The organism is Mycobacterium sp. 012931, from assembly GCF_000419295.1.
In the GTDB taxonomy this organism is placed as follows: domain Bacteria; phylum Actinomycetota; class Actinomycetes; order Mycobacteriales; family Mycobacteriaceae; genus Mycobacterium; species Mycobacterium marinum.
The window spans coordinates 4,558,665-4,570,996 of the sequence record NZ_AOPX01000001.1 but is presented as its reverse complement, the minus strand read 5'-3'; the positions used below and the strand labels follow the sequence as shown (position 1 = coordinate 4,570,996).

General features: G+C 67.9%; 5 protein-coding genes and 2 pseudogenes. All 7 read right to left on the bottom strand.

The window, feature by feature from the left end:
- Positions 1-57: 57 nt before the first annotated feature.
- The 7 genes and pseudogenes from MMSP_RS29390 to MMSP_RS20080 all read right to left on the bottom strand — a co-directional run bounded on the left by MMSP_RS29390 (position 58) and on the right by MMSP_RS20080 (position 12,327).
- A pseudogene (locus MMSP_RS29390) lies at positions 58-2,473 on the bottom strand (PE family protein).
- Positions 2,474-2,810: 337 nt separating this feature from the next.
- Positions 2,811-5,355 (bottom strand): annotated as a pseudogene (locus tag MMSP_RS20105) (PE family protein).
- A 227-nt stretch (positions 5,356-5,582) separates the two neighbouring features.
- Positions 5,583-7,868, bottom strand: a complete 2,286-nt coding sequence (locus MMSP_RS20100; protein WP_235065801.1) for a bifunctional aminotransferase class I/II-fold pyridoxal phosphate-dependent enzyme/GNAT family N-acetyltransferase — start codon at positions 7,866-7,868, stop codon at positions 5,583-5,585.
- 1,139 nt (positions 7,869-9,007) lie between these two features.
- Positions 9,008-10,120, bottom strand: a complete 1,113-nt coding sequence (locus tag MMSP_RS20095) for an alkaline phosphatase family protein (RefSeq protein ID WP_020788084.1) — start codon at positions 10,118-10,120, stop codon at positions 9,008-9,010.
- A 21-nt stretch (positions 10,121-10,141) separates the two neighbouring features.
- Complete coding sequence (locus MMSP_RS20090) at positions 10,142-10,891, bottom strand: DUF6390 family protein (protein WP_020788083.1); 750 nt, start codon at positions 10,889-10,891, stop codon at positions 10,142-10,144.
- Positions 10,892-10,894: 3 nt separating this feature from the next.
- The gene (gene hypD, locus MMSP_RS20085; protein ID WP_020788082.1) at positions 10,895-12,043 is read right to left on the bottom strand and encodes a hydrogenase formation protein HypD; all 1,149 of its coding nucleotides are present in this window, start codon (positions 12,041-12,043) and stop codon (positions 10,895-10,897) included.
- Between the two features lie 11 nt (positions 12,044-12,054).
- Positions 12,055-12,327 (bottom strand): HypC/HybG/HupF family hydrogenase formation chaperone, encoded by a 273-nt coding sequence (locus MMSP_RS20080; RefSeq protein WP_012393655.1) that lies wholly within the window; start codon positions 12,325-12,327, stop codon positions 12,055-12,057.
- Between the last annotated feature and the right edge of the window lie 5 nt (positions 12,328-12,332).

Below are 12,332 nucleotides of genomic sequence, written 5' to 3'. Positions count from 1 at the left end.
TTTGCTACACGACCCAGATGCGCACCATCTGCGGTTCGGGGGAGAGCGGGTGTGGGCTCAGGGCAACCCGTTGAGCCCGTCTTCGCCTAGCAGGGTGCCGCCGGTACCGCCGGCTCCGCCCTTGCCGTCGGTGCCCGCAGTTGCACCGGCAGCGCCGTTGCCGCCGTTGCTGATCGGCATCGCACCGCCACCGTCCCCGCCGTCCCCGCCGTCCCCGAATCCGCCCAAGTCGCACTCTCCGCCGGCGCCGCCGGAGCCTCCGGTGCCCAAGAGCGGTCCGCCGCTACCGCCGGATCCGCCGGAGCCGCCATCGACGAACACTCCGAATCCACCGGCTCCGCCGTCACCACCACTGCCGAATAGACCTGCGTTGCCGCCGTTGCCTCCGGACCCGCCGCCGGATCCGAACCCGCCGAACCCGCCGAATCCGCCGCTGCCGAACAGCAACGCGGCGTTGCCGCCGGCGCCGCCGGTACCAGCAAAGCCGCGGGAGGCTCCGCCGCCCCCGCCGTGCCCGCCGTTGCCGAACAGCAGTCCGGCGTTGCCGCCGGCTCCACCGTTGCTCGAAGGAGCATCGTCGCTGTAGCCGCCGGTGCCGCCAGCGCCGCCGGCGCCGCCGAGCAACCCGCCATTGCCTCCAGCGCCACCGTCGCCGCCGTCGGTATCCCCGGGCCCGCCGTGACCTCCGGCGCCGCCTCCGGCGCCGACCAGGCCGTACCGGTCGCTGGTGAGAACCCGCCGGCGCCACCGGCCCCGCCAGTACCCGCCAGAAATCCGCCGGCCCCGCCCTCACCGCCGGCGCCGCCCAGGCCTCCCGTCGAGGTGCCACCGGCACCGCCGCTGCCGCCGGTGCCCCACAGCCCGGCGGCTCCGCCCGCACCTCCGTCTTCGGCCGTGAACAGTGGAGCGGATCCGCCGGCGCCGCCGTCGCCGAGCAGCCAGCCGCCGGCGGCTCCATCGGCACCGCTACCCGCCGCAGCGGGGGTGCCGTTGCCGACTAGCGGCCGTCCGGTCAGTGTCTGGATCGGCCCGTTGATCGCGGTCAGCGCCTGTTGCTGCAGGGCGTGTATCGGCGAAGCGCTGGCCGGCGCGTTGAAGCCGTCCAGACCCAAGAGCAGCCCGCTGGTCCCGCCCACGCCGGTGCCGCCGACGGTCACACCAGCGCCGCCGATACCGGCGTTGCCGCCGTTGCCGATCAGTACGCCGGCGCCGCCGGCCCCGCCGGCGCCACCGGTGGAAGCGGTGCCGCCGTTGCCACCGGCACCTCCGTTGCCGAACAGCACCCCACCGGTACCGCCGCCGCCGACACCCCCGGAGCTGAAATAGCCCGCCCCGCCGGCGCCGCCGATTCCGCCGTTGCCAAACCAGCCGGCGTCGCCGCCGGCGCCGCCGGCCCCGCCGTCCACGGAGCTGAAGCCGCCGACTGCACCGGCCCCGCCATCACCGAACAACCCCGCATGACCGCCGGCGCCACCAACCCCCCCGGTGCCGCTAAAGGTGGCTCCGCCGGCACCGCCGGACCCGCCCGGCCCGAACAACAAGCCGGCTGCGCCGCCGGCCCCGCCGTCCCCGCCAAGGGTGCCGCCGAATGCGCCCGACCCGCCGCTTCCGCCCGGGCCGGCCAGCGCCCCGCCGTCCCCGCCGTCCCCGCCTGCTCCGCCATTGACCGAGCCGAATCCGCCGTTACCGCCGTTGCCGCCGCCGGAGCCGAATAGCCCCGCAAGCAGCCCACCGGCTCCACCGGCTCCACCATCCCCACCGGTATCCATCCCTGAGGCGCCGCCGGCCCCGCCGAGCCCGCCGGCGCCAAACAACCCGCCGGTGCCGCCGGTGCCACCGACACCGCCCGATCCGGTTAAGAAATTGCTGTACCCGCCGGCCCCGCCGGTCCCGGCGTTGCCCAACAACAAGCCCCCGGCCCCGCCGGCGCCGCCGTTGCCGGTCGATGAGCTGCCGCCGGTACCGCCGGCACCCCCGGACCCGAACAGTCCGGCCGCGCCGCCGGCCCCGCCGTTCTGCCCGGATCCCGCCGCGCCAGAGCCGCCGGCGCCGCCATTGCCGAGCAGCCAGCCGCCCCATCGGCACCGGTGCCCGGGGTCCCGTTGGCTCCGTTGCCGATCAGTGGGCGTCCGGTCAAGGCCAAAGCGGGGGCGTTGATTGCGGCCAGGAGGGGGTCGGCGATTGACGCCGCGCTGGCGGCCTCGGCGCTGGAATAGGCGCCGGCCCCGGAGGTCAGGGCCTGCACAAACCGGTTCCCAAACTCCGCCGCTTGGGCACTGGCCGCTTGATAGGCCTGGGCGTGACCGGCAAACAGCGCCGCAATTGCGGTTGATATCTCGTCTTCGGCGGCGGCCAGGATCTCGGTTGTAGGGATAGCCGCAGCGGCATTGGCGGCGCTCAGTGTCGAGCCGATGCCAGTCAATTCTGTTGCTGCCGAGCCAATAAAATCGGGTACCGCAATTACGAACGACATTGTTATCCCTCAAAATAGAATCGAATTCGGTTTGCGCCCAATCGATGTCGACGCGCCTGGCGATATTTACCGTATCGCAAATTGGCTTTTGGGATTCCTATTTCCATAACGGGATGCCTAGAATTGGCGGTAATAGGGGCAGGTGATGGGCGGCGCGGCGATCTCGGTTGGTCGCCGGTTTGCTGTGAAAAGTTCTGGGGTGAAATGGCTTTAGGGCGTCGTGGCCGAACCTGCCAGTGCCGCAGTGCGGTTGTGAGGACTGGGCTGATAAACGGATTGTCTTGCTTGCCGGTTGTTTCCGATGTGTTACGTGCGGCCGCAGCGCAGGGTGCCCTGGCTAGGGCAACCCGTTGAGCCCGTCTTGACCCAGTAGCCCGCCGGAGCCGCCGTGGCCTCCGCTGCCGGTGGGTGTTCCGCCGTTGCCGCCGTTGCCGCCGGTCCCGATGAACGCCGCGTTGCCGCCGACCCCGCCGGCGCCGTCGCCTTCCCCGCCCTCGCCGCCGGCTCCGCCGTTGCCGAGCAGCCCTCCGCCGACGCCGCCGGCCCCTCCGGCACCCGCGTCACCGACTCCGCCGAGTCCGCCGCCGCCACCGGCCCCGCCAAAGCCAACCAGTCTCGCGCTTCCGCCCGCGCCGCCGGCCCCTCCGGTCCCGCTGCCGAACCCGCCGAAGCCCCCGGCCCCGCCCGCCGAGAACAGCAGTCCGGCGTCACCGCCGTTGCCGCCGGCCCCGCCTACGCCGCCGACACCAACGGGTGCGAATCCGCCGTCCCCACCGCCGCCCCGCTGCCGAACAGCAGCCCGGCGTTGCCGCCGGATCCGCCGCCACCGGCGAAACCCCCGTGGCTGAAGCCGCCGGCTCCGCCATTGCCGCCCGGGCCACCAAGCAGTCCGGCATCGCCGCCGGCCCCGCCAAGACCTGCAATGCCGGTAGCGCCGCCACCGGTCCCGCCATTGCCGCCGCCGGCCCCGAATAGCCCGCCAAGTAGCCCGCCGGAGCCGCCGGCTCCACCCGAGCCGCCATCGCCATTGAGCACGCTCGCCCCGCCGGTGCCACCGACACCGCCGGCGCCCAGCAGTCCGCCGGCCCCGCCGCCGCCCCCGGCCCCACCGTTACCGTCGCCACCGGCCATGTTGGGTCCGCCGGATCCGCCGGCCCCGCCGGTGCCCGACAGCCAGCCGCCGGCCCCGCCGGATCCGCCGGCGCCGCCGTTGGTAGTCGATGTCAACGAGCTGCCTCCGGCCCCGCCGGTTCCGCCGGCGCCCCATAGCCCGGCCAAACCTCCGGCCCCGCCGTTGTGGCCGACGCCTGGTGCTCCGGACCCGCCGGCTCCGCCGTCACCGAGTAGCCACCCGCCAGGCGTGCCGATCGCCCCGGTGCCAGCAGCGCCGGGGGTGCCATTGCCGATCAGCGGGCGCCCGGTCAGTGCCTGGGTGGGCGCGTTGATGGCGGTGAGGACCTGCTGTTGCAGGTTGTGTAGGGGCGAGGTGCTTGCCGCTGCGTTGAATCCGTCCAGCCCGATGAGTAGCCCGCCGGTGCCGCCGACGCCGGTGCCGCCGTTGGTGGTGCTGGCACCGCCCACCCCGGCGTTGCCGCCGTTGCCGAACAGCACACCGGCGCCGCCGTTTCCGCCGGTCCCGCCGCTGACTCCAGCACCGCCGCCGGCACCGCCAGCGCCACCATTGCCAATCAGCTGGCCGGCTCTCCCGCCGGTCCCGCCGGCGCCGCCAAGGACGTTTTCGCCGTAGCCGCCGGCTCCGCCTATCCCGCCGTTGCCGACCAAGGCGGCGTTGCCGCCGTTGCCGCCGTCGCCACCACCTGTCGTGCCGTACCCGCCGTTCCCGCCGATCCCACCGGTGCCCCACAGCCCGCCGTTGCCGCCGGCCCCGCCGTTGCCGCCGGCGCCGGAGGAGTCGAAGGTGGTGGATCCGCCGGTCCCGCCGCCGCCGCCATCGCCGAACAGCAGTCCCGCGTTGCCGCCTGCCCCTCCGCTACCGCCACTGCGCCCGAGGCTGGCTCCACCGTCGCCGCCGGCTCCGCCGGACCCGCCGTCGCCGAACATGCCAGCCCCACCGTCGGTACCGCCCGCACCACCGCCGGCACCGACCATCCCGGCCAGCAGTCCGCCCGCGCCGCCGTGACCGCCGACACCGCCGTCATCGAACTCCGAGCTTCCGCCGGTCCCGCCAATCCCGCCGGCGCCCAACAGCCCACCGGGTCCGCCGGCTCCTCCGGCTCCGCCGTACCCCCGCCGATGCCGGTCGCGGTGCCGCCGGCTCCACCGGCCCCTGCGTTGCCCGCCAGCCAGCCGCCTGCCCCGCCGTCGCCGCCCGCCCCGCCGCGACCATCGACCGTCGAGCCGCCGCCGGCACCCCCGGCCCCTCCGGAACCGAACAGTCCAGCCGCTCCGCCGGTCCCGCCGGGCATCCCCGCCGCGCCCGACCCGCCGGCCCCACCATTACCGAGCAGCCACCCGCCCGGTGCCCCGTCCGCTCCGGTTCCCGGGGCCCCGTTGGCGCCATTGCCGATCAGCGGGCGCCCGGTCAACGCCAACGCGGGTTCGTTAATGGCGGCCAGCAGCGGGTCGGCGATCGATGCTGCACTTGCGGACTCCGCGCCGGCATAGGCGCTCGCGCCCGCGGTCAACGCTTGCACAAAGCGTTGCTGAAATGTGGCCGCCTGCGCGCTGGCTGCTTGATATGCATGGGCGTGTTGGGAAAACAAGGTCGCAACCGCCGCGGATACTTCGTCCCCGGCCGGGGCCAGAATCCCCGTTGTCGAAGCCGACGCAGCGGCGGTAGCCGAGTTCAAAGCTGTGCCGATATTGGCTAAATCCATTGCTGCCGAATCGATCAACTCCGGCAGCGTGATCACGAAGGACATGTGCTACCTCCAATACCGGAATAACCGGCTGGCGTCGGCCCGGGACCGACGCGGTCATGGTTCACCGTAGCGCGATTCGGGACCAGGATCTCGACATCGGGGCGGATACGTTGCGGCACCGGGGGTCTTGGCGAACGTGTATGGGGTGAAGCCGTTTCTGGGCTCTTGTGCTGTCAACAAACAGCCGCCAACCCCCGCGAGGCCGGGATGCACTGCGTTGAGAGCGACTAATCGGCGCCTTGGTGAATCTGTTGGTTGGTGGCCACTTTGGCGACGGCCTCGCCGAGCAGAGCCCCCGCGTAGTCATCGCGGGTCCGCAAGTACATGAAGATGCGTTCGGCGCGGGCGCCGAAGCGGTTCTTCTCGACCTCGGCGTCCATGCCCATCCGGACTTTGCGCATTGACAGGGCGCATGCCCTGCGCACCCAATGCAGGATCGTCACGCGGTAAATGTCTCGATCCCGATACGCGTCGTCAACTCCCAACAGGAACGGCGCATAGGTGTCACCGCACTTGTGCGCGGCCCAGAATCCGACCGGCTGTTGTGGGCCGCCCGCTTCGGCGCGGATTCGGACCACCCCGAGTTCCCAAGCGGGGCTGGTCAGCATGCCCGGGAGCAGCGTCATCGGCAGGTCGAATAGGTTGATCCGAAACTTTTTCTGCTCCAGCTGTTCAAACAGGCCATGCAAGTAGACGGCCTCCTCATCGGTCAGTGGAGCCAGGCCTACTCCGTGGAAGCTCACTTCGGTGTCTTTCGCATGTTCGATAACCCGCCGCAGCTGGTAGCGCTTCTTGTTATGAAGTGCCGAATACCAGGCCGACTCGTCCGGGGCATCGAGGGTGAGGGTGTGGGTGTCGAGGATTGGCACGCGGGAGAAGCCCTCGTCGAGCATGAAGGTATCCATTTCCGGATCTCCGTCGGGCAAGTCTCGCAGCATGATCGCGTCGGCTCCCGCGCGCTCGGATTCTTCGTCCGCGGCGGCCAGAATCAGTCGTAGCGCTTCCCGCCAGGGGCCAATGCGGTCCAGGTAGAGGTGATTGCCCTCGGACAGCGTGGAACCCGTCATGACGACCGTCGAACTCAGGTAGTACCGGTCTGCTTCCCGCCGCCTCTCGATCTCCCGCGAAACGTCTTCAGCCGCGAGCATGTCATCCTTGGTCAGCAGCGTCGTGAACACGGTTGCGGCGACGACGCGATGGGTGTGGTCGCGGACGATCAGGTAGCGGAACTTCCAGCGATGTTCCGGTGGAGCGTCCTTGGCGCCGTAGATCCGCTCTGCCGCCGCCATCGCGTCCCAGCTACAGTGGGCTGCTTCGCCCAGGACGGTGTCCCAGGTGGCGCGGTCGATCTGGTGGATCGTGGTCGCGCTCTGCATCCGTAATCCATTGCCTTTCAACGGCGCATCCGTCACTGATTCTCGCGGGATCGCGTTCGCGAACTCTTCGGCGAGTTGGCCGTCGGCGACTCCGAGTTCACGCAGCACGTTGGGAATGTGCAACGCCAGCCGATCGATGGCCCGGTCTATCTCGGCGAAGGTGTGTGCGGCGGTGACGCTGAGCCGAATGCCCCCACGCTTCATCGGGACCGAGGGGAACACGGACGAATTCACCAGCAAGCCGTCATCGAGCATCCGCTTGGTGACTTCGAAGGCCACCCGAGGTAAACCGCACTGCAGGAAAAAGATTGGACTCTGATTGACCGCGATCGGGACAATCCCCGTGTCTTCGAGGCCGTTGTTGATCCGGTCCACCCTGGTGCGCAGGGCATCTTGCAACTCGACGATCTCGGGGCTCAAGTGAACGAGTGCCGAGCCTCGCAACGCCCCAAGCATCGGTGGCTGCATGGGCCCGCCGAACATCAAGGGGCCGCCGCTGGTCCGCACCAGGTCCAGCTCTGCCGGATCGCTGAACACCAAGCACGCGCCCCCGGCGCCGAATCCCTTTGCAAATGAGGCGGCTACCACCACCCGGTCGTCTAGCGGAAACCGGTCGAGGAAACTGCCCCGGCCATGGCGCCCGATCCATGAGACGCCATGGGCGTCGTCGACATAGAGACGCACGTTCGGACTGGTGGCGAGGACTTCCTGGAGGAGGCGGGTCGGTGCCAGGTCGCCATACATCGAGTAGACGCCGTCCACGCAGAACCACACCCGGCGATGCTTGCTCGCGAGCTTGCTGATGGTGTCGCAGGCCTGGTCAAGGTGATCGTGGCGCACCAACTCGACTCGGGTTCCGCTAATTCGGGCCTGGTTGGCTCCGACGTGGACGGAATGATGGACTTGATGATCGAGGACGAGCGCATCGCGTTCATCGGCCAGCCAGGGAACGCCGGAGCCCTGATCGGCCAGCACGGGGAGTGCGGCCATATGCGCCAGGGTCGTGGTGGGGGCCAATAACGCGTGTCCACCGAAAAGTTCGGAAAGAAGCCGCTCCACGTCTTGGTACAGCGGGTTCGCCACAAAGGCCCGCGAGCAGGAGAACTGGGTGCCGTAGCGTTCGCCGGCATCGGTCATGCCATCGATGAGGGCCCGATGGAATTCCAGGCCCAGGTAGGAACACGACGAAAACGAGGTGACCTGGCGACTGTTGACCGTGAGCGATCGCCCGCGGAGCCCTGCCGGGCGGGCCCACCGAAGTGCCGAAGAAAATGATGTCGCGCGCCGCGTCATAATTTGGCGTCTGCCTGAATGCGGGGAGGCCGCTCTCGATCGTTTCGAGCACGCATTCGCGGATATTTGCGCGGCGTTCCGGTGATGGACCACGTGCTCCGCGCGGCAGTGTAAGTGCAGCGTTTATGGTGTAGTGGGCCGCCCGCTCCGGTAGTTCGGAGCCATAAATGTGAAGGCTTGTCCGAGATTTCGGCACTCCGGAATCTAAGCGACGTAGTTCTTGTGTGATTCGGGATTGAGGCCAGAAGAGGATGTGATATACACGTGGATTCGGGAAGCTTGTGTCGACCGCGGGCAGCAATAACGCCACCTCCAGGCGGTCCTGCCGCCGAAGATATATGCCCGCGCTTGGCCCGGATATGCCGCTGCCAACTATGATCGTATCGAGTTTTTGGCATGGAAGGGGTGCGCGCACTTCTCGCTCCTGAGGGGTTGGAGAAATTCGGTATATTCCGGAATTAAATTATTGAGTCCCGGATATCACGAGTACCGGTCCGTTGTTGGGTTTACGTGTTGGCGGGATCCCGACATCGAATCGGGACGCAATCCAGACGATTCTTTGCCGCGCGGATTTGGTGAGAGCTTGGTGCGGTTCTAGTTAAACGCCGGAGCCCTGGTTGCCGCGGGCGGAATTTGCCCGATAAATTGAGCTATCAAATGCTTAATTTGACCATTTATTCTGCCGATTAATTTGGGGTCAAGTTCATGAGCTGTTGAATAACGCGTAACTTTGAAGTAACAAAGTTAGTCACCCTACTTCGGGCTCCCGCGCCTTGTTGATTTGGTGCTCTCACCGCCGAACTTGGGAAGTCGGATGCGCGCGAGCGGGTGAAGGAAACCGAATAGTCCGGAAACGCTTGCGCCCGACCCGTTAGCCGTACGTAGGCTGATGCGCCCGCGCGATGTTGGCGCAACGCGCAGTTCAACGATGTATCCGTGGCCAGAACAGATCGCCCAAGCAGATCAGTTGCCGGGCACAAGGATCAGAACGAGATGAGCGGTATGGCCATTTCGGCCGCGGTGGCGGCGCCGTGAAAGCCGATGAGTCGGGCCGTTTCCGGCGGCTCGTGAGCCGTTGCCAGCACTGCCGCGTCGTCGGCACAAGTCACGACGACATCGCCGATTCGGAGCCGGTGCTCCGGTGCCACCGAACCGAAAATCCCTGTGGCAATTGCATCGTCGCGGGTGCGGACATCGGCTCGGGTTCCCAGCAGCTCCCGCCAGGTATCCAAGACGTCGGTTGTCGCCCCGGGCACGGTGTGCAGGTAGCGCACCCGCGGTTCACCGGCGACCACCCGGATCCCGGCCGAAAGCCGTGGGTCTGTGTCGAGATCGACGCGAGCATCGGCCGCGACATTGAGGCCACCGTGGTCTGCGGTCACCAGTAGCGCCGCATCCGGCGGCAACGCCTCGACCAGCCGGGTGAGCAAGGAATCCACGCTGCGCCCCGCCTCGTGCCACTGGGATGAACCGATGCCGAACAGGTGCGCCGCGGTGTCCAGGTCGGAGGTGTAGGCGTAAACTAGTCCCGGCGCGCCACGCACCTCATCGATGACCAGCTGAGCGTAGTCGTCGCTTGCGCGGGTCGGGTGAAACTGCGCGCCGCGGTACGCCGCTGCGGTCAAGCCGCTGCCGATGAACCACTCCGGCAGCACCGCGCGTGTACTGATGCCCGCCCACGTCAATCGTTCGAACCAGGTTGGGAGGGCCTGCCATTGGCCCTGTGGTGGATCATCGCGCCAGCGGATGTGGTTGAGCACTCGATCGGTTCCGGGGACGTTGACGGTAAAACCGAGGATGCCGTGCTCACCGGGCATCGCTCCGGTACCCAGGGAGACCAGGCTTGTCGGTGTCGTGGACGGAAACGTACAGCTGAGTTGGCTGACCCGACCGGCATCACCGGCCAACACGGAGGCCAGCAGTGCACCATCAGCGGCCAACTCGGGCAGCAAGTGCCAGCCCAGCCCGTCGACCAGGACGACGAGCACGCGGTCGACGTGGCCGACCCGGTCGATCAGCCCGAGCCGGTCTTCGGTGCCCGGGACCCCCAGTAGTGCGCCCGCCGCAGGCAACACGTCGCAGATGGAACCGGGCATGACGGTCAGTCTGGCATGCCGCTACACCCGAGCCAGTCGCTGGTTTGTCACTCGTAGCTGGCGGTGGGTGCTCTCGGCGAGCGCCACCACCTGTTCTGGCTGCAGCCGGGCGCAGAGCCGGCCCCAGTGCACGGCGACTTCTTCGCCGACCGACACATCGGGTACCGCGCTGTATCCGTCGGCCCAAACATCCAGTAGCTGCGATGAGGGCGCCGCCAAAGCCAGCGCCTCGCCATCCCAGATGAGGCTTTGACGCGAAACCTCAACGGCGTCACCAGTACGGGAGACGACTGTTGCCCAAGTGATTCGGCAACTATCGAGCACGCTCAGCGGATGCTCGTCGAGGCCCCGGCGCAGAAAGCGGGTCCACGGATAGACACCGAAGACGTGGAAGCAGTGATTTCCGGCCGCCTCGTGCGCCAGTTCCGGCGTCAGATGCGACCAATGACGGCCCGCCTGCGGGCCGATGATGGCCAGCAGCTCGTCGAAGAACCGGCCAGGCTCCACGTCGGCGCCGACGCCGCCACCGAGCCAGTATGCCTCGACGAGCCGATAGTCCAACGGATCGGCGATGCCGGTCAGCCGCGAGAGCACCCGCAGGTACGGCCACGCACCCGAGAATTTCCTGGCCGCGGCGCGCACATCGGCAACCGATCCGTCCCGCAGCGTGGCGCCCAGCGGGGGGCCGCAATAGCCCAAGGCGTTGGGCGCGTAGGCGTAGCGGGCGAACATCTCGGGCCCCCGGATGTCGGGCGTATCAGGGACTGACACGCGTCATGCCCGCCCGGACTGCCCCACGAGCTTGACGGCGTCGCGGTGCAGGCGGCCGAAGTTGTAGTAGGCCGCACAGGCTCCCTCCGGAGACACCATGCACGTGCCGATCGGGGTCTCCGGCGTACACGCGGTGCCGAAGACCTTGCATTCCCAAGGCTTGAGCACACCCTTGAGCACCTCACCGCATTGGCATGCCTTCGGGTCGGCCACCCGTACGCTGGGCATCGCGAATCGCAGCTCGGCATCGAACTCGGCGAAATCGTCACTGAGCCGCAGTGCACTTTGCGAGATGAAGCCCAACCCACGCCACTCGAAGTGTGGGCGCAGGGCGAATACCTTGCCCATCAGTGCCAGTGCGGCGGGGTTGCCCTCTTCGGGCACGACCCGCTTGTACTGGTTTTCCACCTCGCAGCGGCCCTCACGAATCTGACGTAGCAGCATCGTGACCGACGCCAGGATGTCCAACGGCTCGAATCCCGCCACGACCAACGGCTTGTGGTACACCTCGGGCACGAACCGATACGGCCGATTACCCACGACGGTCGAGACATGACCGGGGCCAATGAAACCCGACAAGCGCAGATCCGGTGATTCCAGAATGGCCTTGATCGGCGGAACGATCGTTACGTGATTGCAGAACACGCTGAAGTTGGGTAACGCGAGGTCGCGAGCCCGCACCAGGGTCACCGCGGTCGAGGGTGCGGTGGTTTCAAAACCGATGGCGAAGAACACCACCTGCTTGTCCGGGTTGTCGATTGCGACCTTGAGCGCATCCAGCGGCGAGTAGACGAACCGAACGTCGGCGCCGCGCGCCTTGGCGTCCAGCAGGCTGCCGTCGGACCCGGGAACCCGCATCATGTCGCCGAAGCAGGTAAAGATGACATCGGGTTGGCCGGCCAGCCACATGGCGTCGTCGATGCGGCCCATCGGGATGACGCACACCGGACAACCGGGGCCGTGCACCAGTTCGACATTGTCTGGCAGGAGGTGTTCGATCCCATGCCGGTAGATGGTGTGCGTGTGTCCGCCGCACACCTCCATGAACTTGAAGTGTTCGGGGCCGGCTCCCGGCAGGTGCGCCAAATGTTCGATGGCGGTCAGCAGTTTTCGGGCCGCCGCCGGATCACGGAATTCGTCGACAAATTTCATCGTCAGCCTCCTCACACGATCGAGGATGAGTCGAAGGCTTCCATCTCGGCCGTGTAGGCCTCGCCGAGCTGCTTGATGGCGGCCAGCGTGAGTAACGCTTCGCTCTCATCGATCTTGGCCATCGCGAACCCGACGTGAACCAACACCCAATCGTCGGGTTGTGGCGTGTCTTCGTCGAGTAGCCGCACGCTGATCGTGCGCTGCACCCCACTGACATCGACTTTCGCCAAATAGTTCTCCGGATCGGTGATCTCGACGATCCGGCCCGGAATCCCAAGACACATGTCAG